The sequence below is a fragment of the Mesorhizobium sp. WSM4810 genome, from assembly GCF_055811235.1.
This window is the reverse complement of the sequence record NZ_JBVVQV010000006.1, coordinates 171809-194851: the sequence shown is the minus strand read 5'-3', so window position 1 is coordinate 194851 and position 23043 is coordinate 171809. Positions and strand designations below refer to the sequence as shown.

The 23043-nt window shown below is 64.3% G+C and carries 18 protein-coding genes and 1 pseudogene; 7 read left to right on the top strand and 12 right to left on the bottom strand.

All coding sequences use genetic code 11. The annotated features are described in order from the left end of the window. Window positions 1-73: 73 nt before the first annotated feature. Window positions 74-336, top strand: a pseudogene (locus tag AC0L3O_RS11855) (saccharopine dehydrogenase family protein); the annotation flags it as partial. Between the two features lie 239 nt (window positions 337-575). On the opposite strand, the gene lpdA reads toward AC0L3O_RS11855, so the two are convergent. The 4 genes from lpdA to AC0L3O_RS11835 form a co-directional block, all read right to left on the bottom strand. After that, window positions 576-1973, bottom strand: coding sequence for a dihydrolipoyl dehydrogenase (gene lpdA, locus AC0L3O_RS11850; protein ID WP_473615728.1), 1398 nt, complete (start codon window positions 1971-1973; stop codon window positions 576-578). Between the two features lie 246 nt (window positions 1974-2219). Continuing rightward, the gene (locus AC0L3O_RS11845) at window positions 2220-3605 is read right to left on the bottom strand and encodes a dihydrolipoamide acetyltransferase family protein (RefSeq protein WP_473615648.1); all 1386 of its coding nucleotides are present in this window, start codon (window positions 3603-3605) and stop codon (window positions 2220-2222) included. Between the two features lie 229 nt (window positions 3606-3834). After that, a complete protein-coding gene (locus AC0L3O_RS11840) occupies window positions 3835-4848 on the bottom strand; it encodes an alpha-ketoacid dehydrogenase subunit beta (RefSeq protein WP_027153639.1) in 1014 nt (337 codons plus the stop codon). A 2-nt stretch (window positions 4849-4850) separates the two neighbouring features. Beyond that, entirely contained in the window at window positions 4851-6083 is a 1233-nt protein-coding gene (locus AC0L3O_RS11835; RefSeq protein ID WP_128176560.1) for a 3-methyl-2-oxobutanoate dehydrogenase (2-methylpropanoyl-transferring) subunit alpha, read from the bottom strand. Window positions 6084-6587: 504 nt separating this feature from the next. On the opposite strand from AC0L3O_RS11835, the gene holA reads away from it, so the two are divergent. After that, on the top strand, window positions 6588-7631 hold the full coding sequence (gene holA / locus AC0L3O_RS11830) for a DNA polymerase III subunit delta (RefSeq protein WP_287240046.1): 1044 nt from the start codon (window positions 6588-6590) through the stop codon (window positions 7629-7631). A 417-nt stretch (window positions 7632-8048) separates the two neighbouring features. Here holA and AC0L3O_RS11825 read toward each other — a convergent pair whose 3' ends face one another. The 5 genes from AC0L3O_RS11825 to mnmE all read right to left on the bottom strand — a co-directional run bounded on the left by AC0L3O_RS11825 (window position 8049) and on the right by mnmE (window position 14001). Next, on the bottom strand, window positions 8049-8933 hold the full coding sequence (locus AC0L3O_RS11825) for a ParB/RepB/Spo0J family partition protein (RefSeq protein WP_128245761.1): 885 nt from the start codon (window positions 8931-8933) through the stop codon (window positions 8049-8051). A gap of 35 nt (window positions 8934-8968) precedes the next feature. Beyond that, entirely contained in the window at window positions 8969-9769 is an 801-nt protein-coding gene (locus AC0L3O_RS11820) for a ParA family protein (protein WP_473536365.1), read from the bottom strand. Between the two features lie 36 nt (window positions 9770-9805). After that, a complete protein-coding gene (gene rsmG / locus AC0L3O_RS11815; protein WP_128171034.1) occupies window positions 9806-10441 on the bottom strand; it encodes a 16S rRNA (guanine(527)-N(7))-methyltransferase RsmG in 636 nt (211 codons plus the stop codon). Continuing rightward, on the bottom strand, window positions 10438-12312 hold the full coding sequence (mnmG, locus tag AC0L3O_RS11810) for a tRNA uridine-5-carboxymethylaminomethyl(34) synthesis enzyme MnmG (protein ID WP_473615646.1): 1875 nt from the start codon (window positions 12310-12312) through the stop codon (window positions 10438-10440). Before mnmG ends, rsmG begins: the two co-directional genes overlap by 4 nt. A 366-nt stretch (window positions 12313-12678) precedes the next feature. Continuing rightward, window positions 12679-14001 carry a tRNA uridine-5-carboxymethylaminomethyl(34) synthesis GTPase MnmE gene (mnmE, locus tag AC0L3O_RS11805; RefSeq protein WP_473615645.1) on the bottom strand — a complete coding sequence of 441 codons (1323 nt, stop codon included), beginning with the start codon at window positions 13999-14001 and terminating at the stop codon, window positions 12679-12681. Between the two features lie 64 nt (window positions 14002-14065). On the opposite strand from mnmE, the gene AC0L3O_RS11800 reads away from it, so the two are divergent. Next, entirely contained in the window at window positions 14066-16084 is a 2019-nt protein-coding gene (locus AC0L3O_RS11800; RefSeq protein WP_473615644.1) for a thioredoxin domain-containing protein, read from the top strand. A 62-nt stretch (window positions 16085-16146) separates the two neighbouring features. On the opposite strand, the gene rho is transcribed toward AC0L3O_RS11800, so the two are convergent. The 3 genes from rho to hemE form a co-directional block, all read right to left on the bottom strand. Continuing rightward, entirely contained in the window at window positions 16147-17412 is a 1266-nt protein-coding gene (rho, locus tag AC0L3O_RS11795; RefSeq protein ID WP_027153631.1) for a transcription termination factor Rho, read from the bottom strand. A 378-nt stretch (window positions 17413-17790) separates the two neighbouring features. Then, a complete protein-coding gene (gene hemJ / locus AC0L3O_RS11790) occupies window positions 17791-18342 on the bottom strand; it encodes a protoporphyrinogen oxidase HemJ (protein WP_473615642.1) in 552 nt (183 codons plus the stop codon). Beyond that, window positions 18339-19367 carry a uroporphyrinogen decarboxylase gene (gene hemE, locus AC0L3O_RS11785; protein WP_128183868.1) on the bottom strand — a complete coding sequence of 343 codons (1029 nt, stop codon included), beginning with the start codon at window positions 19365-19367 and terminating at the stop codon, window positions 18339-18341. Before hemE ends, hemJ begins: the two co-directional genes overlap by 4 nt. A gap of 403 nt (window positions 19368-19770) precedes the next feature. Here hemE and AC0L3O_RS11780 point away from each other — a divergent pair, with 403 nt between their 5' ends. The 4 genes from AC0L3O_RS11780 (at window position 19771) to coaE (ending at window position 23023) form a co-directional block, all read left to right on the top strand. Next, complete coding sequence (locus tag AC0L3O_RS11780; protein WP_023802686.1) at window positions 19771-20592, top strand: pyruvate, water dikinase regulatory protein; 822 nt, start codon at window positions 19771-19773, stop codon at window positions 20590-20592. 387 nt (window positions 20593-20979) lie between these two features. Beyond that, entirely contained in the window at window positions 20980-21579 is a 600-nt protein-coding gene (locus AC0L3O_RS11775; protein ID WP_287121597.1) for a Maf-like protein, read from the top strand. Next, on the top strand, window positions 21572-22414 hold the full coding sequence (locus tag AC0L3O_RS11770; protein ID WP_473615641.1) for a shikimate dehydrogenase: 843 nt from the start codon (window positions 21572-21574) through the stop codon (window positions 22412-22414). The genes AC0L3O_RS11775 and AC0L3O_RS11770 overlap by 8 nt, the downstream gene beginning before the upstream one ends. 6 nt (window positions 22415-22420) lie before the next feature. Beyond that, window positions 22421-23023, top strand: a complete 603-nt coding sequence (gene coaE, locus AC0L3O_RS11765; RefSeq protein WP_473615639.1) for a dephospho-CoA kinase — start codon at window positions 22421-22423, stop codon at window positions 23021-23023. Window positions 23024-23043 lie beyond the last annotated feature (20 nt).

The window sequence follows — 23043 nt, the reverse complement described above, 5'->3', positions numbered from 1 at the left end:
CCCCTGCTTAAATAATTTTTTCCGCGCCCCCTGCGGGCGCCGCCGCTGGGGGTGTACATCCTGTTGGCCCCGGTCCGCGGCCCAATGCGGGGCCCCCTGCTGCAGGAAACCTACGCCAACAAGATCTACGCCAAGCGCGTCGGCGACAAGGTGCGCAGCGCCATCCAGATCACCACCGCCTCCGCCATCTGCGCTGTGCTCGACATGCTGGCCGACGGCAGCTTGCCGGCGCAGGGTTTTATCAAGCAGGAAGACATCGCGCTCGACGCGTTCCTCGCCAACCGCTTCGGCCGCGCCTATGCGCAGCACGAGATGGTTAGCCGGCTTGCGGGTTAGGTGCTCGCTGACCAGAGATCGGTGGGACAGCGCCCCCCTCTGCCCTACCGGGCATCTCCCCCACTTGGGGGGAGATTGGCCGGCATCTCCGCTTTCGCCAATCTCCAACGCTTAAAGTAGGGCGGGACGGCGAGGCTGCCGATCTCCCCCCAAGTGGGGGAGATGTCCGGCAGGACAGAGGGGGGCGCGAAGGAACTCGACCGAACGAGGTTCGAATCCGCCGTGAGGCCAGCCAGCTCTCAAACATGCAACACCCGCCCAAGCGCCTTCAGCGCCGCCTCCTGAAAACCCTCGCCCTGTGTCGGATGGGCATGGATGGTGCCGGCGATATCCTCCAGCCGCGCGCCCATTTCCAGCGCCAGGCCGAACGCCGTCGACAGTTCCGACACGCCCTGGCCGACCGCCTGGATGCCGAGCACCAGATGGTTGTCGGCGCGGGCGACAACCCGGACGAAGCCATCCTCACTCAGCTTGGTCATCGCCCGGCCATTGGCGGCGAACGGAAACAGGCCGACCTTGATCTCGCCGCCGAGCCTCTTGGCCTCCTCCGGCGACAGGCCGGCGGTGACCAGCTCCGGATCGGTGAAGCAGATGGCGGGAATTGAGCGCTTGTCCCAGCTGCGCTTGTGGCCGGCGACGATCTCGGCGACCATTTCGCCTTGCGCCATCGCCCGGTGCGCCAGCATCGGCTCACCGGTGACGTCGCCAATGGCAAAGATGCCGCGCATCGAGGTGCGGCACTGGTCGTCGATGCGGATGAATTTGCCCGCCATGTCGAGGTCGATCTGCTCCAGCCCCCAGTCTTCGACCACCGGCTTGCGCCCGACGGTGACCAGGATCCTGTCGGCGGCGATTTTGGCATTCTTGCCGGTCGTCGTTTCGACCAGCAAGGCATCGCCCTTGCCCGACAGGCCCTTGGCCTTGGCGTTCACGAGCACCTCGATGCCGAGCTCGGTGAGCCGCTTCACCACCGGCCGGGTCAGCTCGGCATCATATTGCGCCAGCACGCGCGGCAAGGACTCGACCACGCTCACCTTGGCGCCCAGCTTGGCGAAGGCGATGCCGAGCTCGAGCCCGATATAGCCGCCACCGACGACGGCAAGCCTTTCCGGCACTTCGCTCAGTTCCAGCGCTTCGGTGGACGAGATTACCGGCCCACCGAACGGCAGTGACGGCAGCTCGACCGCCGCCGAGCCGGTCGCGATCACCACCATCTCGGCGCGGACGACCTGCATGCCAGTCTCGGTCTGGACCTCGACGGTCTTGCCGTCACGGAATTTCGCCCAGCCATGCACGGTCTTGACCCCGGCCTTCTTGAGCAGGCCGGCAACGCCGCTGTTAAGCCGGCTAACAATACCGTCCTTCCAGGCGATGGTCGCTTCGAGATCAATCGACGGCGTGGCGATTGAAATGCCGAGCGGGCTCTTGCCGCTCGCCATGTGCGAGATTTTCTCGAACTCCTCGGCCGCATGGATCAGCGCCTTGGACGGAATGCAGCCGACATTGAGGCAGGTGCCGCCCGGCTTGCCGAACTCGACGATAACCGTGTCGATGCCGAGCTGGCCGGCGCGGATGGCGCAGACATAGCCGCCCGGACCGGCGCCGATGACGAGCAGCTTGCAGGATATTTCCTTCATCATGGCACCCTGGTTGGTCGAGCCGGCGGGACAGCACCCCCCTCTGGCCTGCCGGCCATCTCCCCCTCAAGGGGGGAGATTGGCAGCTTTGGCGCTCCGCTTGGTCCTGCAACGCTGGAGATTAGCGAAAGTCGGGATGACAGCCGATCTCCCCCCTTGAGGGGGAGATGTCCGGCAGGACAGAGGGGGGCGCGAAGGATCGCTACTGCTCTCATTCTGCGCCCCTGCGATCTCCTGTTCATCATCTCAACCCACAAAAATCAGCGCCGGGGTCTCCAGCAGCGTCTTGATCCGTTGAATAAACACCGCCGCGTCCCAGCCGTCGATGACGCGGTGGTCGAAGCTGGAGGACAGGTTCATCATCTTGCGCGGCATGAACTGGGTGCCGTCCCACACCGGCCGCACCATCATCTTGTTGACGCCGAGGATCGCCACTTCCGGATGATTGATCACCGGCGTCGTCGCCACCCCGCCCATGGCGCCGAGCGAGGTGATGGTGATCGTCGATCCCGACAGTTCGTCGCGCGCCGCCGTGCCTGACCTGGCCGCCTCGGCGAGCCTGAAAACCTCGGCGGCGCAGTCCCAGATGTCGCGTGCCTCGGCGTGCTTGACCACCGGCACCACCAGCCCCGAAGGCGTCTGCGCGGCAATGCCGATATGGACGCCGCCATGCTGGTGGACGATGCCGGCCTCGTCGTCGAACAGCGCGTTGATTTTGGGCTGGTCGGCGATCGCCTTGACCATCGCCCGCATCAGGAACGGCAGCAGCGTCAGCTTCGGCCGCTCCACGCCGCCGCGCTTCTCCTTGTTGAGCGCCGCGCGCAAATCCTCCAATGCCGTGACGTCGATCTCCTCGACATAGGTGATGTGCGGGATGCGCGACTTGGCCAGCGCCATCTTCTCGGCGATCTTGCGCCTGAGCCCGATGATCTTGATGTCCTCGACCGCCTCGTTGCGGGCGAGGCCGGAGACCTTCGCAAGCTGCGGTCCGCGCGCCAGGAAGGCGTCGATGTCCTCGTGGAGAATGCGGCCGGCCGGGCCGCTTCCCCTGACCTGTCGGAGATCGACGCCGGCCTCCTTTGCCCTGAGGCGGACGGCCGGCGAGGCCAGCGGCCTTTCACCTTCGGGACGCGGCGCGGCGACGGGCGCAGGACCCCCACCCCTAACCCCTCCCCACAAGGGGGAGGGGGATTCCGTCGCCGATGCAACCTCACGCTCAGTGATTTTTCCGGGCGGGGACGGGTGCGGTGCCGCTTTGGCACTGGCTTCGGCGGCCGAAGCGCGTCCCCCTCCCCCTTGTGGGGAGGGGCCAGGGGTGGGGGTACTGCGGTCGGTAATCTTGGCGCCCGCCTCGCCGCCCGGCTCCGCAGCTGCCTTCACATTGCCCTCGCCGGCCACCTTCAAGCGTACAATGGGCGAGCCGATCGCCACCGTGTCGCCGATCTCCGCACCCAGCCAGACGATCTCGCCGTCGACTGGCGAAGGAATCTCGACCGTCGCCTTGTCGGTCATGACGGCGGCAAGCACCGCGTCCTCGCGCACGAGATCGCCGACCTTGACCTGCCACTCGACCAGCTCGGCCTCGGCGACGCCTTCGCCGACATCGGGCAGCTTGATCACATACTCGCCCATCGTCAGGTCCCCCTTACCGAGGCGTTTGCGCTGCCCCTCACCCTTGCCCATTCCAGGGCGAGCCGCTTGTCTCGCCCGTCCTTCGGACCCCCGTGAAAAACGGGGAGAGGGGGATCGCCGGCGTGGCGGCCAGTCCCTTCTCCCCGTTCTGCACGGGGAGAAGGTGCCGGCAGGCGGATGAGGGGCGGCGCCACCATTGGCAATTGGTCTGAGACTCTGCCTGCCATCGTCAGGCCTCCATCGTTTCGACGAGCGCGCGGCCGAGCCTGGCCGGACCGGGAAAATAGTCCCATTCCTGCGCATGCGGATAGGGCGTGTCCCAGCCGGCGACCCGCACCACGGGCGCTTCCAGATGGTAGAAGCAGTTTTCCTGCACCAGCGCCGACAGTTCGGCGCCGAAGCCGGATGTCAGCGTCGCCTCGTGCACGATCACGCAGCGGCCTGTCCTGTTGACCGAATCGACGATCGTCTCGAGATCGAGCGGCAGCAGCGTCCTCAGATCGATGATCTCGGCGTCGATGCCGGTCTCCTCGGCCGCCGCCTGCGCGACATAGACCATCGTGCCGTAGGCCAGCACGGTGACCGCGGCGCCCGGCCGACGGATCACCGCCCTGCCGAGCGGGACCGTGTAATGCCCGTCGGCGACCTCGCCGAGTTCGTGCTTCGACCATGGCGTCACCGGGCGCTCGTGATGGCCATCGAACGGACCGTTGTAGAGCCGCTTCGGCTCCAGGAAGATCACCGGATCGGGATCCTCTATCGCCGCGATCAGAAGACCCTTGGCGTCATGCGGATTGGACGGCACGACGACCTTCAGGCCGGAGACATGGGTGAACAGCGCCTCCGGGCTCTGGCTGTGGGTCTGGCCACCAAAAATGCCGCCGCCGGTCGGCATCCGCACCACGATCGGGCAGGTGAAATCGCCGTTCGAGCGATAACGCAGCCGCGCCGCCTCCGAGACGATCTGGTCATAGGCCGGATAAACATAGTCGGCAAACTGCACCTCGACGCAAGGTTTCAGGCCGTAGGCGGCCATGCCGATGGCCGAGCCGACGATGCCGGCTTCGCTGATCGGCGTGTCGAAGCAGCGGCTCTTGCCGTATTTCGCCTGCAGGCCTTGGGTGCAGCGAAAGACGCCGCCGAAAAAGCCGACATCCTCGCCGAACACGATGACACGTTCGTCGCGCCCCATCGAGACGTCCATGGCGTCGCGGATCGCCTCGATCATGGTCCGTCTTGGCATGGTCAGACCCCCGCCTGCTGGCGCTGGCGTCTGAGATGCGGCGGCATCTCACCATAGACGCCTTCGAACATGTCGCGCGTCGAAGGCTTGCCGCCGGCATGCAGCGTGCCGTGGCGCTCGGCCTCCCTTTGCGCCGCGATCACCGTTTCGAGGATTTCCGCCTCGGCCTGGGTGTGGCGCTCGTCCGACCAGACGCCGCGCTGGATGAGATGGTTCTTCAGCCTGACGATCGGGTCGCCGAGCGGCCAGGCGTCGGATTCGGCCTTCGGCCGGTAGGCCGACGGATCGTCGGAGCTTGAATGCGCGCCGACGCGATAGGTGACATATTCGACCAGCGTCGGCCCAAGATTTTTCCGCGCCCGCTCCGCCGCCCATTTGGCCACCGCGTGGACGGCGAGATAATCGTTGCCGTCGACCCGAAGCGACGGAATGCCAAAGCCGAGGCCGCGGGCGGCAAATGTGCCGGAGCCGCCGCGGGCGATGCCCTGGAAGGTCGAGATCGCCCACTGGTTGTTGACGACGTTGAGCACGACCGGCGCCTTGTAGGTCGAGGCGAACACCAGCGCCGAATGGAAGTCGGACTCGGCCGTCGAGCCGTCGCCGATCCAGGCGGCGGCGATCTTCGAATCATTGCTGATCGCCGAAGCCATCGCCCAGCCGACCGCCTGGATATATTGCGTCGCCAGATTGCCGGAGATCGAGAAGAAGCCGTGCTCCTTCGACGAATACATGATCGGCAGCTGCCGTCCCTTCAGCGGATCGGCCTCGTTCGAATAGATCTGATTCATCATCGTGACCATCGGATAGCCGTCGGCGATGAGCAGGCCGGCCTGCCGATAGGTCGGAAAATTCATGTCGCCCGGCGCCAGCGCCTTGCGGAAGGCGCAGCTCACCGCCTCTTCGCCGAGATGCTGCATGTAGAACGAGGTCTTGCCCTGGCGCTGCGCCATCTGCATGCGCGCGTCGAAGCTGCGCAGCGTCATCATATGGCGCAGGCCTTCCAGCAACTCGTCGTCGGAAAGCAGGCCGGCCCACGGCCCGACGGCTTCGCCGGCGCGGTTGAGCACGCGGATGATCGAAAACGCCAGATCGCGGATATCACGCGGATCGACATCGATCTCGGGACGCGGCACCGAGCCGGCCTTGGGGATGGTCACATCAGAAAAATCCGGCGTCCCGCCCGGTCGCACCTCGGGCTCCGGCACATGGAAGCGCAACATTCCCGCATCGGCCATGACCTTCGTCCTCCCATGTTGCCCGGCCAAGATACTTGCACACCGGCAGACCAGTGCCAATTCGTCGGGCAAGGCTTCCGGCCAACCACCGCGCCGCCAGCAGCACCTGTCAGGATGAAGATATGTCAGCGAAATTTCTTGTCGATCTTCCGGCTCTGCGCGCAATTTGGCGCATGATTGCGCCGGGTTTCCCGCCAGATTGGACAATGATTAGGGATTGGCGCTGTGCGCTGCGGCCGGAGCTGCCAATCCCCCGTTGTGGGGGAGATGCCCGGCAGGGCAGAGGGGGACCTGAAGGAACGCCACCTTGTTCATTTGCGATTAACCGGGACCATGCCTGGGGGCGTGATTTGCGATCGATTGAGAGGTCGGCGGGACAGCGCCCCCCTCTGTCCTGCCGGACATCTCCCCCACAAGAGGGGAGATCACGCTCCTCATCGTTTGTCCGCAGCGATTGCCCACCTATCGTTTCACCCTCGCCCGCATCATGCTAACCCAGAACCCATGGCACAGAAGAAAGGTTACGAGGTCGATTCGTGGTTGGCGCGGCCGGACCCGCGTGTCTCGATCGTCCTGCTCTACGGGCCCGACCGCGGGCTGGTCGCCGAGCGCGCCCGCGCCTTTGCCGGCAAGACCGGCCTGCCGCTCGACGATCCGTTCTCCGTGGTCAGGCTGGACGGTTCGGAAGTCGATCGCGACGAGGGCCGCCTGCTCGACGAGGCCCGCACCGTGCCGATGTTTTCGGACCGGCGCCTGCTCTGGGTGCGCAATGCGTCCGGCCAGAAGGCGCTTGCCGACGACGTCAAGGCGCTGACCGCGGAGCCGCCGCGTGACGCCATCATCCTGATCGAGGCCGGCGACCTGAAGAAGGGCGTCGGGCTGCGCGCCATTGTCGAGGCGGCGGACATTGCCATGGCGCTGCCGTGCTACGCCGACGAGGCGCGGGACATCGATACGGTCATCGACGACGAATTGCGCAAGGCCGGCATGTCGATGACGCTGGAAGCCCGCCAGGCGCTGCGCCGCAACCTCGGTGGTGACCGGCTGGCCTCGCGCGGCGAGATCGAAAAGCTGGTGCTCTATGCCCACGGCCAGAGCGAAATCGGCCTCGATGACGTCAAGGCGACGTCGGGCGACGTCTCTGGCCTGTCCTTCGATGACGCCGTCGATGCCTTGCTCGACGGCAAGGTCGGCGACTTCGACATCGCCTTCACCCGTCACTGCCAGTCCGGCGGCCAGGCATTTCTGGTGCTGTCGTCGGCGATGCGGCAGCTGCAGGCGATCCAGGCAATGCGCGGCCTGATGGACGCCGGCGGCCGCAACGCCGCTTCGGTCGTCGCCGCGGCGCGCCCGCCGGTTTTTTTCGCGCGGCGCAAGCTGGTCGAAAAAGCCCTCGAACGCTGGAGCAGCGAGGCGCTCGCCCGCGCGCTCAACCGCCTGCAGACGGCGGTGCTGCAGACCCGGCGCCGGCCGGACCTCGCGGTCGCGCTGGCCCGGCAGGCGCTGCTCGGCATCGCCGTGGAGAGCGCAAGACTGGCGCGCACCTGATCTCCCCCCTTGAGGGGGAGATGTCGCCGAAGGCGACAGAGGGGGTCGCAGCGCGTGGAGCGCCGACATCTTCTTCGCTTCAGCAAGGTGCCGGCGCTTGATGTGAGGCGACCCCTTCTGGCCTGCCGGCCATCTCCCCCTCAGGGAGGGAGATCAGCAGCCTCGACGATTTCGCCAATCACCGGCGCTAGAAAAGGGAAGGGCTGGCAATCGCCGCCCCTCATTGCCCTGCCGGCCTCTTATCGGCAACGTTGGTGATTGGCGAAGCCGTCGATGACAGCCCCCTCTCCCCGTCACTATACGGGGAGAGGATGCCGGCAGGCAGGTGAGGAGCGGCGCAAACGCTGGAGCAGCTAGCCTATAAGGTCGCCGATCCTCGTCTAAAACAAGCGGGACCCGAGGCTCTTTGCCGGCTAATTACCCCTCCTGCTTCAGCCGCCGGCAAAGCTCGTCGAGTTGCTCCAGCGTCCGATAGGCGACGCTGATCACGCCGCCGCGCTCGTTGTGCTCGATCGTGACGAACATGCCGAGCGTGTCGGTCATGAACTTTTCCAGCGCCCGCGTATCAGCATCCTTTTGCACCGGTGCTGCAGGCTGTCGCTTCACCGTCGGCGCACCCGCCGGCATCTGCGCCAGCGCTTCGGCCTGGCGCACCGAAAGCCCGTCCTCGACGATGCGCTTGGCCAGGCCCGCCGGATCCTGCGCCGTCACCAATGTACGGGCATGGCCAGCCGACAGCGCGCCGTCGACCAGCATGTCACGGATCACGTCCGGCAGCTTCAACAGCCGCAGCGTGTTGGCGACATGGCTGCGACTCTTGCCGATCACCTGGCCGAGATCGGCCTGGGTGTAGCCGTGATCGTCGATCAGCTGCTGGTAGCCCATCGCCTCCTCGACCGGATTGAGGTCGGTGCGCTGGACGTTCTCGATGATCGCCAGTTCGAGCGCGGTGCGATCGTTGACATCGCGCACGATGATCGGGATCTCGCTCAGCCCGGCGCGCTGCGCGGCGCGCCAGCGCCGCTCGCCGGCGATGATCTCGTAGCGGCCAGCCTGCGTCGGCGATGGCCGCGCCACCACCGGCTGCACCACGCCATGTTCGCGGATCGACTGGGCAAGATCGGTCAGGTCGGCGTCGCCGAAATGCCGGCGTGGATTCTTTGGGTTCGGGCTCAGGAACTCGATCGGCACCTTGCCGTCGGCATTCATGCCCGGCTTTTCCACTGCTGCCGGACGATCGATTTCGCCGATCAGCGCCGCCAGTCCCCGGCCCAGTCTTTTTCTCGAAAGGTCTTCGCTCATCGTCTGTCCAGATCGTTTCGGTATCAATTCGGCTTCTAAGCGGCGCGCAGTTTGCGCTCGCGGCGGATCACCTCGGAGGCAAGCTGCAGATAGGCTTGGCTGCCGGAGCATTTGAGGTCGTAGAGGATCGCCGGCTTGCCGTAGGACGGCGCCTCGGAGACGCGCACATTGCGCGGGATGACGGTTTCATAGACCTTGTCGCCCATATGCGCCCGCACGTCCTGCACCACCTGGTTGGCGAGGTTGTTGCGCCCGTCGAACATGGTCAGCACGATGCCCTGGATGGTCAGCTCGGGATTGATCGAGCGGCGGACCTGCTCGACCGTCTCCAAAAGCTGGCTCAGGCCCTCGAGCGCAAAGAACTCGCATTGCAGCGGCACCAGCACCGAATCGGCTGCCGCCATCGAGTTCAGCGTCAGCAGATTGAGCGACGGCGGGCAATCGATCAGCACATAGCCAAAATTCGCCGAGCGCTCGGCCGAGGCGCTCAAGGCGTTGCGCAGCCGCAGCACCCGGTCCGGCGCCGAGGCGATCTCCATTTCGATGCCGAGCAGGTCGAGCGTCGACGGCACGATCGACAGTCCCGGCACCGCCGTCGGGATCGCCGCCGCCTCCAGATCGAGCTCGCCGGTCAGCACGTCGTAGGAGGAAACGGTGCGGTCGCGCCGGTCGATGCCGAGACCGGTGCTGGCGTTGCCTTGCGGGTCGAGATCGACGATCAGCACCCGCTCGCCGATCGCCGCCAGCGCCGTGGCCAGATTGATGGCGGTCGTCGTCTTGCCGACGCCGCCCTTCTGGTTGGCTACGGTGATGATTCGGGGGCCATTCTTCATCATGGGTCTATGCCAGAAATTCATGCCGAGGTCGCCGATCTAAGTCAGTTGGCGCAAATCAGACAGTTCGAGGATGACGCCATGAGCGTCGGTCGCGCTGGCATGTTCTACCAGATCGAACGACCATCGTTGAGCGCTTTCTGCCAATTCGGTTCGGTAATCCCGGCCTTTGTGGAACAGGCCGCAGGTGCCCGTCGTCAGCCACGGCGCCGCCAGTTCGAGCAACACCGGAAGCGACGCCAGCGCTCTGGCGGTAACGATTTGAGGTGTTGAAACAAACGGATACGCGTCGTCGATGCGCCGTGCGACGACCCTGGCCGGCAGGTTGAACTGGCCGACGACCGCTTGCAGGAACGATGCCTTTTTCCGATTGCTTTCAACCAGGTCGATGCTGGCGCCGTCGCGCTCGGCAAGCAGGAACGCCAGCACCAGGCCGGGAAAACCGCCACCGGAGCCGAGATCGAGCCAGCGCTTCGCGTCTGGTTTGATTCGCGCCAGCTGCGCGCTGTCGAGGATGTGGCGGCGCCAGACGTCGCCTTGCGTCGACTGCGCCGCCAGGTTTATCCGGCGGTTCCATTTCTGAAAGACCGTCTCGAACTCTACCAGGCGTTCGAATGTTTCACGTGAAACCGGACCGGCAGCCGATTGCAGGCCCGCCCATGAGGCAGCGCTCACGCAACATTCCTTCGCGTGGCAGCCTCGGCGTTGCGGACATGCGCGACAATGATTGCCAGTGCCGCCGGCGTCATGCCTTCCATACGCTGTGCGTCGGCGATCGAGCGCGGCTGGCGCGACAGCATCTTTTGCTTCAGCTCGTTGGACAGGCCCGGAACGGAAGCAAAGTCGAGCGACGCCGGGATCAATCGGCTCTCCTCTTGCCTGATCTGCGTGACGTCGGCTTGCTGGCGGTCGAGATAGACTGAATATTTCGCTTCCGTTTCAAGGCGCTCTGCCGTTTTGCTGTCAATGCCCGCAAACTGCGGGGCGATCCGGGCCAGCCAAGCGACGTCGACGCCGGGATAGGCCAGCAATTCATAGGCCGAGCGGCGCACCCCGTCCCGGTTGATCTCCAGCCCATGACGCGCCGCTTCATTCGGGGTCATGGTGAAGCCAAGCGCAAGGTCCCTCGCATTTTCAAGGTTCTGCACGATATCGCTAAACCGTTGCATCCGCTCCTGCGAGGCTATCCCGAGCTTCATCGCCAGCGGCGTCAGCCGCTCATCGGCATTGTCGGCGCGCAGCGACAGCCGGAACTCGGCCCGCGAAGTGAACATCCGATACGGTTCGGCGATGCCACGGCTGGTCAGGTCGTCGACCATCACCCCGATATAGGCCTCGGTGCGGCTGAGCACGATCTGGTCGCTTGCCGACGTTTTGCGCGCGGCGTTGAGGCCGGCCAACAACCCCTGCGCCCCCGCCTCCTCGTAACCGGTGGTGCCGTTGATCTGCCCGGCCAGAAAAAGACCGGCGATCCGCTTGGTTTCCAGCGTCGGCTTGAGCTCGCGCGGATCGACATGATCGTACTCGATGGCATAGCCGGGCTGCAGCATCGTTGCACGTTCCAGACCCGGGATGGTCTTCAAAATGTCGAGTTGCACGTCCTCGGGCAGCGAGGTCGAAATGCCATTCGGGTAGACGGTATCGTCGTCCAGCCCTTCCGGCTCGAGAAAAATCTGGTGGCCTTCGCGGTCGCCGAACTTGACGATCTTGTCCTCGATCGACGGGCAGTAACGCGGCCCCACCCCTTCGATCGAGCCGGAATACATCGCCGAACGGCCCAGATTGGCGCGGATCAGCTCATGTGTAGCCGCCGTCGTGCGCGTGATGCCGCAATGGATCTGTGGATTGTCGATGCGGTCGGTCATCAGCGAGAACGGCACCGGGTCGTCATCCGCCGCCTGGCTCTCCAGCGACGCCCAATCGATCGTTCGTCCGTCCAACCGCGGCGGCGTGCCGGTCTTCAGCCGTCCGAGCTTGAAGCCGGCGCGGCTCATCGTCGCCGACAGGCCGAGGCTGGCCTGCTCGTTCATGCGGCCGGCAACGATCTTCTTCTCGCCGATATGGATCAGCCCGCGCAGGAAAGTGCCGGTGGTCAGCACCACGGCGCCGCAGCCAAACCGGCGGCCATCCGCCAGCAGCACCGCCGCCAGGCGCTCATTGGCGATTTCGAAATCCAGGACCTCGCCCTCGACCACGTCGAGGCCGGCCTGTTCGCGTATCGCCGCTTGCATGGCGAGCCGATAGAGTTTTCTGTCGGCTTGCGTCCGCGGCCCGCGAACTGCCGGGCCCTTGCGGCGGTTGAGCAGACGGAACTGGATGCCGGCCGCATCGGCGACGCGCCCCATCAGCCCGTCCATGGCATCGATCTCGCGAACCAGATGGCCCTTGCCGAGCCCGCCGATCGCCGGATTGCACGACATGACGCCGATCGTCTCGAAGCGCAGCGTCACCAGGGCAGTCTTCGCGCCAGCGCGCGCGGCAGCACTGGCCGCCTCGCAACCAGCATGGCCGCCGCCCACCACAACCACATCATAGTGATCGGTCATTTTTAGTGTTCCAGATTCAGGTTGACCGACACATGTGCCGGGAGGCGCGCGCTGTCAAGAACAGCAGGCGCCTTCTTCTTTCTCTCCCCTTGTGGGAGAAGGTGGATTGGCGCGCAGCGCCGAGACGGAAGAGGGGTGCTGGACGGAGTGCCGTCGGTGCCAAGCTGGAGCACCCCTCATCCGACCTCGCTTCGCGAGGCCACTTTCTCCCACAAGGGGAGAAGGAGAGCCGTACGTCGGCCCGGAGCGTAGAATGAGGCGATTGCCCTGGTGGATCGTTTCACGTGAAACAGTGCCGACCGTGTTCTTGGCCGACGTTTCACGTGAATCATCCAAAGCCGGCCAGCCTGCAATGTTTCACGTGAGTCATTTTCCGATGCAGAACTGCGCAAAGATGACGTCCAGCATGTCCTCGACATCGACCGCTCCAACAATGCGGCCAAGCCGATCCGCCGCCAGCCGCAATTCCTCTGCCCGCAATTCCTGCCCGCGCCCATCCTCTGCCGCTGCCGCCAGCAAGAAGCACTTCGTCTCGTTGAGCAGTTCGACGTGCCGCAGCCGCGACGGCAGGATATCGCCGGCCTGGCCGACCTGCGCTGCGGCGCGACGGCCGATCTCGGCCAGCAATTCCGCCAGCCCGGTGCCGTCCTTGGTCGAGATAACCGTGTCGTAGCGCGCCACAAGCGATTCATCCCGCAGCAAATCGGCCTTCGTCCCGATCCTCAAGGCCGGGACATCAGGTGGTATTGCGCCGATCGCCACCGGCTCCGCCATATCCTCGAGCACCAGCAACAGATCGGCAGTGCCGGCCTTGCTCCTCGCCCTTTCGATACCGATCGCCTCAATCCTGCCGGGCGTTTCACGCAAGCCGGCGGTATCCGTCACTCTTACCCGCATCCCCTCCAGATCCAGCACCACTTCGAGCAGATCGCGGGTGGTGCCGGGCTCTTCGGTGACGATTGCCGCCTCGCGCCGGGCCAGAGCGTTGAACAGGCTCGATTTGCCGGCATTCGGCGCACCAAGAATGACGACCTCAAAGCCGTCACGGATGATTTCGGCGGCCCGGAAGCCTTGGACATGACGCTCGATCTCGCCGATCATCGCGCGGACGTCGGACCAGACCGTCTCTGCAACGGAACCGGGCACATCGTCTTCGTCGGCAAAATCAATTTCTGCCTCGATCATCGCCCGCGCATGAATCAGCCGACGGCGCCAGGCGAGGTAGAGCTCGCTCTGCACGCCTTCGGCATTCTGCACGGCAAAACGCCGCTGCGCCTCAGTCTCGGCATTGACGAGATCGGCCAGCGCCTCGGTCTCGACCAAATCGACCTTGCCATTGAGAAAGGCGCGGCGGGTGAACTCGCCCGGCTCGGCATGTCTGACGCCGTCGAAGCCGGCGATCACCTCCAGCATCTTCGCCACCACGGCCCGCCCGCCATGGACGTGGAATTCGGCGACATCTTCGCCGGTAAAACTGTTTGGGCCGGCAAAGAAAACGACCAGCCCGCTGTCGAGCACCGATCCGTCCGGCGCCCTGAACTGGCAATAGGCGGCAACACGGTTCTTGACCTTGGGGCCAGCAATCGTTTCTACGACGAATCGACTTTGCGGGCCGGAAATGCGGATCACGGCAACCCCGGCGGGCAGGCGGCCGCTCGACAGGGCAACAATGGAATTACCTGAAATCATTTGCCGACCCAGCACAACCGCCCTAGCTTCGCTTGTTCACCAACAGATTGCCGAGTTATCAACAGTGACGTTGCCCGCGAAAAACCTGCTTGCCGAAGAGGCCAGCCCCTATCTGCAGCAGCACAGCGACAACCCCGTGCATTGGCGGGCGTGGTCGCCGGCATCGCTCGCCGAAGCAAGGGCGCTTGAGCGGCCGATCCTGCTCTCGGTCGGCTACGCCGCCTGCCACTGGTGCCATGTCATGGCGCACGAGAGTTTTGAGAACGCCGACGTCGCCGCCGTCATGAACCGTCTGTTCGTCAATATCAAGGTCGATCGCGAAGAGCGGCCGGACATCGACCAGATCTATATGGCGGCATTGTCGGCGATGGGCGAGCAGGGCGGATGGCCGCTGACAATGTTTTTGACACCGGACGGAAAACCTTTCTGGGGCGGCACCTATTTTCCGCGCGAAGCCCGTTACGGCCGCCCAGGCTTCGTACAGGTGCTGGAGGCGGTCGACAAGGCGTGGCGGGAGAAGAAAGAAAGCGTTAACCAAAGCGCTGCCGGCCTGACCACGCATGTCGAGGCGCGGCTGGCCGGCAGCCATGCCAAGGCGGTGCTCGACCGTGACACGCTCGCGACGCTCGCCAACGGCATCGACGGCATGATCGACAGGGATCTGGGCGGCCTGCGCGGCGCGCCCAAATTCCCCAATGCGCCGTTCATGCAGACGCTGTGGCTGTCCTGGCTGCGCGACGGCGCCACAGCCCATCGCGACGCTGTCCTGCTCAGCCTCGAAAAGATGCTGGCAGGCGGCATCTATGACCATGTCGGCGGCGGCCTCAGCCGCTATTCGACCGATGCCGAATGGCTGGTGCCGCATTTCGAAAAGATGCTCTACGACAACGCACAGCTCATCCGGCTGTGCAACTGGGCTTATGCGGCAACCGGCAATGAATTGTGCCGGATACGAATCGAAGACACGGTCGACTGGCTGTTGCGCGAGATGCGCGTCGAAGGCAGCGCATTCGCTGCCAGCTTGGACGCCGACAGCGAGGGCGAGGAGGGGTTGTTCTACACCTGGAGCAAGGATGAGATCGAAACCGCTCTCGGCGACGAATCAGCCTTGTTTTTCCGATACTTCACGCTTTCCGGCCCGCATGGCTGGGAGGGCAAGCCGATCATCCACCAGACTGCGGCCCAGCAAAAACAAAGCGTTGCCGATCGCGACCGGCTCGTTCCGCTCAGAGAAAAACTGCTGGCGGCCAGGGAGCAGCGCGTCAGGCCCGGGCGCGACGGAAAAATCCTGACCGACTGGAACGGCCTGGTGATCGCCGCTCTCGCCGAAGCCGGGCGCGCCCTGAAACGGATCGACTGGATCGAGGCAGCGGAACAGGCCTTTGCTGCCATTGCCAGCGCCGGTCGAGACGGTCGCCTGCCGCATTCGATGCTTGGCGCCAAGAAGCTGTTTCCGGCGCTGGCGAGCGATTACGGCGCCATGACCAACGCCGCGATCTCGCTTTTCGAGGCCACCGGCACATCGACTTATGCCGAACTGGCTGGCCAATTCATCGCGCAGCTCGACCAATGGCATAGCGATGAGAACAACACCGGCTACTACCTGACCGCGTCGGACAGCAGCGATGTGCCGATCCGTATCAGGGGCGATGCCGACGAGGCCATTCCTTCAGCCACCGGCCAGGTCATCGAGGCCATGGTTCGATTGTCGTCGCTTTCCGGCGATCTCGAATTGCAGGAAAAAACCTGGAGGATCGCCGAACACGCAGCCGGCCGGGCGGCGCATCAGGCCTATGGCCAGGCGGGAATCGTCAACGCCTGTGCCTTGGTGCTCGAGCCGTTGAAGCTGGTGTTGGTGGATAGTTATGAGAATCCAACGCTTGTTCCGGTAGCGAATCGAAATCCCGACCCGCGCCGGATCGACACGATCGTGCCGGTCGGCTCGGCGACAAACCTACCGATCCTGCCAGGCGGCGTTCTGCCGCCAACGAGCAAGCCCGGCGCCTGGCTGTGCACGGGGCAGCTCTGCCTGCCGGTAATAACGGACGCCGAGGAACTCGAGCGTCGGTTGCGGCGCGGATAGGAGAGGGATGCTGCGCCGATCCACCTTCTCCCGCAGGGGAGAAGGCAAGAGGCGCCAGCCCCTTACGTATTCATCGAATCGAAGAAATCCGCGTTGGTCTTGGTCTGCTTGAGCTTGTCGATGAGGAACTCGATGGCGTCGGTGGTGCCCATCGGCGCCAGGATGCGGCGCAGCACGAAGATTTTTTGCAGGTCCTGGCGGGCGACCAAAAGATCTTCCTTGCGGGTGCCGGACTTGAGGATGTCCATGGCCGGATAGATGCGCTTGTCCGCCACCTTGCGGTCGAGCACGATTTCCGAATTGCCGGTGCCCTTGAACTCTTCGAAGATGACCTCGTCCATGCGGCTGCCGGTGTCGATCAGCGCGGTGGCGATGATGGTCAGCGAGCCGCCTTCCTCGATGTTGCGGGCGGCGCCGAAGAAGCGCTTCGGCCGCTGCAGCGCATTGGCGTCGACGCCGCCGGTCAGCACCTTGCCGGACGACGGCACCACGGTGTTGTAGGCGCGGCCGAGGCGGGTGATCGAATCCAGCAGGATGACGACGTCGCGCCCGTGCTCGACCAGGCGCTTGGCCTTCTCGATCACCATTTCGGCGACCTGGACGTGGCGCACCGCCGGCTCGTCGAAGGTCGAGGAGACGACCTCGCCCTTCACCGAGCGCTGCATGTCGGTGACTTCTTCCGGCCGCTCGTCGATCAACAGCACGATCAGGTAGCATTCGGGATGATTGGTGGTGATCGAATGGGCGATGTTCTGCAACAGCACCGTCTTGCCGGTGCGCGGCTGCGCCACGATCAGGGCGCGCTGGCCCTTGCCGAGCGGCGCCACCAGGTCGATGACGCGGGCCGAGATGTCCTTCGAGGTCGGAACGTCCATTTCCATCTTCAGCCGCGAGGTCGGGTAAAGCGGCGTCAGATTGTCGAAATGGATCTTGTGGCGGATCTTTTCCGGGTCGTCGAAATTGATCGTGTTGACCTTGAGCAGCGCGAAATAGCGCTCGCCCTCCTTCGGGCTGCGGATCGGGCCCTCGACCGTGTCGCCGGTCTTCAGCGAGAACCGGCGGATCTGCGACGGCGAGATATAGATATCGTCCGGGCCTGGCAGGTAATTGGCATTGGCCGAGCGCAGGAAGCCAAACCCGTCCTGCAGCACTTCGACGACCCCGTCACCGATGATCTCGATATCTTGGGTCGCCAGCCGCTTCAGGATCGCGAACATCAGTTCCTGCTTGCGCATGACACTGGCGTTCTCGACCTCGAGCGATTCGGCATAAGCGATCAGCTCTGGCGGTTTCTTGTTCTTGAACTCTGTGAGTTTCATTTCTTGCATCATTAGACGGACTCTGAGTGAGTAAGTATGGGGAAAATATCGGCGGGATGCGACAAATGCCGGGCGCGGCCGAAGCGATGAATGGGGCGGCGCATGACGGGAAGGAAGACCCGTCTTTTATCGTTGGTCGACTGAAAGAGCAAGTCGCTTGGAAGCGATCAATTGCGAATCTCGGCACCGCCCCTCAACCCCCTGCCGGGACCTTCTCCCGTATAGTGACGGGGAGAAGGGGCTTGGCCGCAATCTTGGCGCACATACTGCAACCCTGGATATTGGCGAAGCCATCAATCACAGCGCCCCTCTCCCCGTCACTATACGGGGAGAGGATGCCGGCAGGCAGGTGAGGGGCAGCGCAACGCCCGAAACAGACACAAATCGTCAAAACGGCTTCACGATGACCAGCACGACGATGACGATCATCAGCAATGTGGGAATCTCATTGACGATCCGCCAGTGCTTCGCGGGCTTTTCGTTGCGGTCCTCGGCGAATTTGCGTACCGCGCCGGCCAGATAGCCATGAACGGCCGAGAGGCCGAGCACCGCGGCGATCTTGGCATGCAGCCAGCCACCCTGAAAACCAAAACCTTTCCAGGCAAGCCAGAGGCCAAACACCCAGGTGATGATCATGGCTGGATTGATGATGCCGCGCAGCAGCCGGCGCTCCATCACCTTGAAGGTCTCCGACTGGACGGAGCCCTTTTCCGCGTCGGCATGATAAACCAGCAGCCGCGGCAGATAGAGCATGCCCGCCATCCAGGAGATGACGGCGATGACATGGATCGCCTTTGCCCAGGGATAGAAATCATCCGGCCCGAACAGGAACAGAAGCGCCGCCAGGACGAGGAAGATGACGATGGCGATCGGTGCTCGACGCATCGCTGCACCACCGCTGCTGCCCGCACCACTGTTGGCGTTGTTCATGTCGGTCATCGATGCGCCCGCACCATCTTCACCATCGCCTCGACATGCGCGATCGGCGTTTCCGGCGTGATGCCATGGCCGAGATTGAAGATCAGCGGTCGATCGCCCAGTGCTTTCAGGATTGCGTCGACACCGTCTGAAAGCGCCTTGCCGCCCGCCACCAGCCGCAGCGGATCGAGATTGCCCTGCACGGCGCCGTCGCGCTGCAGTTCCCTCGCCGTCGTCAACGGCACGGTCCAGTCGAGCCCCAGCCCGGTCACGCCGGTTTTTTGGCGATAGCTGCGGTAGTGGGCGCCGGCGCCCTTGGGAAAGCCGATGATCGGAATGTCGGGATGGACGGCCCGAACCTGCCTGACGATCTCCACCACCGGCCTGACGCAAAACGCCTCGAAAGAAACTTCGTCGAGCACGCCGGACCACGAGTCAAAAATCTGCACCACATCGGCGCCGGCTTCGATCTGGCGGATCAGATAGGCAGCAGAGTGATCGGCGAGCACGTTCAGCAATTGCAGGAAAGCCGCCGGCTCGCGATAGGCAAACAGCCTGGCCGGGGCCTGATCTGAGGTGCCGTGGCCGGCGATCATATAGGTCGCCACGGTCCACGGCGCGCCGCAGAAGCCGATCAGCGTCGTTTGATCAGGCAGTTTTGCCCGCAGCCGCCTGACCGTCTCGTAGACCGATTCGAGATTCACGTGAAACGTTTCGCCGTCGAGAGCCGCAATCTCCGTCGCCGAGATCGGCGTCAACAACGGTCCGCGTCCCTCTTCGAAGCGCACGTCGCGGCCCAGCGCATGCGGCACGACCAGGATATCGGAAAATAGGATCGATGCATCGAAGCCGAAACGCTCGATCGGCTGCAGCGTCACTTCCACGGCAAGATCGGGATTATAGCAAAGATCGAGGAACGATCCGGCCCGCCTGCGTGTCTCGCGATATTCCGGCAGATAGCGGCCGGCCTGCCGCATCATCCAGAGCGGCGGCGGAGATACCGCCTTGCCTCTCAACACGTCCAGCATGATGCGGTTTTCAGGCATTCAGCGCTCGCCTCTCCAGGCTTCTCTATAATTAAATATTCTATTTCTAGGAATCTTATGATTCTAAGAGTCTGTTGGTATCGGTGGTTGTCTCCTGTCCCGCCTTGCCCCGGAAAAGGCCAGCCAGCATATTGTCGCGCGCTTCTTCTGCCGGATAGGAGGAGTTTGGGGACAGTTGGAAATTCCCGACTGGGAACAATGCGTTACCGCCCGCCTGGAGAAAATGGCCCTGTGGATGAGGCCGAGTCGAAAAAGCCCGTCCCCGGACTTGTCCCCAGCCGCCCGACGAAGCGAATAGCGCATCGAATTGTGGACAAACCGGCATCTGATACAGTCGCCCCGAACCGGCCGATCTTTCCGACCGACCTTATCCACATCGGCCCACAGCTTGGAACGTAACCCTGTGAACAAACCCCAGAGCTTCTTTCACCTTCACCTGATTTCCGATGCCACCGGTGAAACGCTGCTGGCGGCCGGGCGCGCGGCTTCGGCGCAATACAAGGACGCGCGCGCCATCGAGCATATCTACCCGCTGATCCGCACCGAAAAGCAGGTGACGAAAGTGTTCGAGGACATCGAGGAGGAGCCGGGCATCATCCTTTACACGGTCGTCGACCAGAAGCTCGCCCGCGGCATCGACGAGCGCTGCGCCGCCATGGGCCTGCCTTGCGTCTCCGTGCTGGAACCGGTGCTGACCGTGTTCCAGTCCTATCTCGGCACGCCGGCCGGCCGCCGCGTCGGCGCCCAGCATGTGCTGGACGCCGAATATTTCCGCCGCATCGACGCGCTCAACTTCACCATGGAGCATGATGACGGCCAGCTGCCTGCCAATATGGATGATGCCGACATTGTGCTGGTCGGCATTTCGCGCACCTCGAAGACGCCGACCAGCATCTATCTCGCCAATCGCGGCATCAAGACCGCCAACATCCCGATCGTGATCGGCGTGCCGGTGCCGGAAAGCCTGGTCAACGCCACGAAGCCGCTGATCGTCGGGCTGATCGCCACCGCCGAGCGCATCTCGCAGGTGCGCCAGAACCGCATCCTCGGCAACACCAGTGCCTACGAGCCGACCGACTATGTCGACCGCGCGGCTATCAGCGAGGAACTCGCCTACGCCCGCCAGATCTGCACGCGGCATGGCTGGCCGATGATCGACGTCAGCCGCCGCTCGATCGAGGAGACGGCGGCGGCGATCGTTGCCCTGCGGGGAAAGACAAGATAACTGAGAAGTCAGGAAATGGTGAGGTTTTGTCTAGCCGTTCAGCGCTGCAAGGCTCGAAGGTCACGGCATGGATCCTAGGGTCTGCGCCGCGTCGCTTCGCTCCTTGCTTCGCCCTAGGATGACGAAGTGAGGAGCGTTTCAGCCAATCTCGAAGGTTTGCGATTTGGCATCAGCCGCCACCCGGTATGCGCGACGCAACTGCCAATCTCGGACATCTGCGATTGGCCTTACACCACTATGCCTTCGTCATCCTAGGGCGGAGCAGGAGCGAAGTGACGTAGCGGAGACCCTAGGATCCATGCCGTTACTGAGAAGCGCAGCGATCCAGCGACTGTCTGCGCGTCCGTCTCCGGATCGGAATCTCAACCAACCTTAGGCGCGTACATCATGACCGAAAAAATCATCCTTGCCTCGGGCAGCCCGTTCCGCAAGGCGTTGCTTGTCCATGCCGGCGTGCCGGTCGAGGCGGTTCCGGCGGAAGTCGACGAGCGCGCCCTCGAAGCACCCTTGCAGGGCAGCGGTATCTCGCCCGAAGACGTTGCCCTGGTGCTGGCCGAGGCCAAGGCCACCGAGGTCAGCGAACGAAAGCCCGGCGCCCTGGTGCTCGGCTGCGACCAGACGCTGTCGCTCGGCGACGAAGTGTTTCATAAGCCGGCCGACATGGAAGCCGCGCGCCGCCATCTCCTGGCGCTGTCGGGCAAGACCCATCAACTCAACAGCGCCGTGGTGCTGGCGCGCAACGGCGCAGTTCTGTGGCGGCATGTCGGCGTCGCCAGCCTGACCATGCGAAAGCTCGATCCGGCCTTCATCGGCCGCCATCTGGCGCGCGTCGGCGCCAAGGCGCTGTCCAGCGTCGGCGCCTACCAGATCGAAGGCGAGGGCATCCAGCTGTTCGAAAGAGTAGAGGGCGACTATTTCACCATTGTCGGCCTGCCGCTTCTGCCCGTCCTGGCCAAGCTGCGCGAGTTCGGAGCCATCGATGGCTGAGGCCGCGAAAAAGGCCTTCGTCACCGGTCACCCGGTCGCGCATTCGCGGTCGCCGAAGATCCACGCCTACTGGCTGGCGAAATACGCTATCGACGGCAGCTACCGGGCGATCGACGTTGCGCCGGAGGCTTTTGCCGAATTCGTCGAAAGGCTCGAGGCGAATGGCTATCGTGGCGGCAACGTCACCATCCCGCACAAGGAGGCTGCCTTCGCGCTGGCGGCGTGCCGCGACGCTGCGGCCGAACAGATCGGCGCCGTCAACACGCTGTGGCTCGAGGGCGGAAAACTGTGCGGCGGCAACACCGACGCCCATGGCTTTGCCGCCAATCTCGACGAGCATGCGCCGGGCTGGGCCACAAACGGCCCGGCGGTGGTGCTCGGCGCCGGCGGCGCCGCCCGTGCGGTCATCCATGCGCTCAAACAGCGCGGCATCAGTGACATCCGCATCGTCAACCGGACGCTCGCCCGAGCCGTGGAGCTGCGCCACCGCTTCGGCGCCGGGATCTCGGCCCATGGCACGGCGGCGACCGGCGAGCTGCTTGCCGATGCCGGCCTGCTGGTCAACACGTCAGCGCTCGGCATGCACGGCAATGAAGGCCTGTCCGCCGATCCGGTCAGGCTGCCGGACCATGCCATCGTCACCGACATTGTCTATGTGCCGCTGGAAACGCCGTTGCTGGCCGCCGCCAAAGCGCGCGGCCTGAAAACCGTCGACGGGCTCGGCATGCTGCTGCACCAGGCGGTGCCCGGTTTCGATCGCTGGTTCGGCATCAGGCCCGAGGTCACTGCCGAATTGCGGCAGATGATCGTCGCCGATCTCGGTGCCAGGGAGTAAAAAAGCATGATCGTGCTCGGCCTCACCGGATCGATCGGCATGGGCAAGTCGACGACGGCCAAGATGTTTGCCGAGGCCGGCGTGCCCGTCCACGATTCGGACGAGGCGGTGCATCGCCTCTACGCCGGCAAGGCGGCTCCGCTGGTCGAGGCGGCGTTTCCCGGAACGGCAAAATCCGGCTCGGTCGATCGTATCAGGCTGGCCGAGCGGGTGCTCGGCGATGCAGCCGCACTGAAACGGCTGGAAGCGATCATCCACCCGCTGGTCCGCGCCGACGCCGACGCCTTCCTGGCCAGACACCGGGCCGCCGGCGCGCCGCTTGTCGTTCTCGACATCCCGCTGCTGTTCGAAACCGGCGGCCGCGACCGCGTCGACAAGGTCGTGGTCGTCACCGCGTCGCCCGACATCCAGCGCGCCCGCGTGCTGGCGCGGCCGGGCATGAGCGAGGAGAAACTGGCGTCGATCCTGGCCAGGCAGGTTCCCGACGCCGAAAAGCGTGAAGCGGCCGATTTCATCATCGACACCGGACAGGGTTTTGATGCGGCGCGCGCGGCGGTCAATACGATCGTCGCGAAACTGGTCGGGGATAAGCCCGGCAAGCCTGCTTAACGCGCTTGCGCCCGGCCTAA

Excerpts from the sequence above, each read along its gene's own strand:
- lpdA (WP_473615728.1), bottom strand. The coding sequence starts at position 1,973 with ATGAAGGAAATATCCTGCAAGCTGCTCGTCATCGGCGCCGGTCCGGGC.
- AC0L3O_RS11845 (WP_473615648.1), bottom strand. The coding sequence starts at position 3,605 with ATGGGCGAGTATGTGATCAAGCTGCCCGATGTCGGCGAAGGCGTCGCC.
- AC0L3O_RS11840 (WP_027153639.1), bottom strand. The coding sequence starts at position 4,848 with ATGCCAAGACGGACCATGATCGAGGCGATCCGCGACGCCATGGACGTC.
- AC0L3O_RS11835 (WP_128176560.1), bottom strand. The coding sequence starts at position 6,083 with ATGGCCGATGCGGGAATGTTGCGCTTCCATGTGCCGGAGCCCGAGGTG.
- holA (WP_287240046.1), top strand. The coding sequence starts at position 6,588 with ATGGCACAGAAGAAAGGTTACGAGGTCGATTCGTGGTTGGCGCGGCCG.
- AC0L3O_RS11825 (WP_128245761.1), bottom strand. The coding sequence starts at position 8,933 with ATGAGCGAAGACCTTTCGAGAAAAAGACTGGGCCGGGGACTGGCGGCG.
- AC0L3O_RS11820 (WP_473536365.1), bottom strand. The coding sequence starts at position 9,769 with ATGATGAAGAATGGCCCCCGAATCATCACCGTAGCCAACCAGAAGGGC.
- mnmG (WP_473615646.1), bottom strand. The coding sequence starts at position 12,312 with ATGACCGATCACTATGATGTGGTTGTGGTGGGCGGCGGCCATGCTGGT.
- mnmE (WP_473615645.1), bottom strand. The coding sequence starts at position 14,001 with ATGATTTCAGGTAATTCCATTGTTGCCCTGTCGAGCGGCCGCCTGCCC.
- rho (WP_027153631.1), bottom strand. The coding sequence starts at position 17,412 with ATGCAAGAAATGAAACTCACAGAGTTCAAGAACAAGAAACCGCCAGAG.
- hemJ (WP_473615642.1), bottom strand. The coding sequence starts at position 18,342 with ATGACCGACATGAACAACGCCAACAGTGGTGCGGGCAGCAGCGGTGGT.
- hemE (WP_128183868.1), bottom strand. The coding sequence starts at position 19,367 with ATGCCTGAAAACCGCATCATGCTGGACGTGTTGAGAGGCAAGGCGGTA.
- AC0L3O_RS11775 (WP_287121597.1), top strand. The coding sequence starts at position 20,980 with ATGACCGAAAAAATCATCCTTGCCTCGGGCAGCCCGTTCCGCAAGGCG.
- AC0L3O_RS11770 (WP_473615641.1), top strand. The coding sequence starts at position 21,572 with ATGGCTGAGGCCGCGAAAAAGGCCTTCGTCACCGGTCACCCGGTCGCG.
- coaE (WP_473615639.1), top strand. The coding sequence starts at position 22,421 with ATGATCGTGCTCGGCCTCACCGGATCGATCGGCATGGGCAAGTCGACG.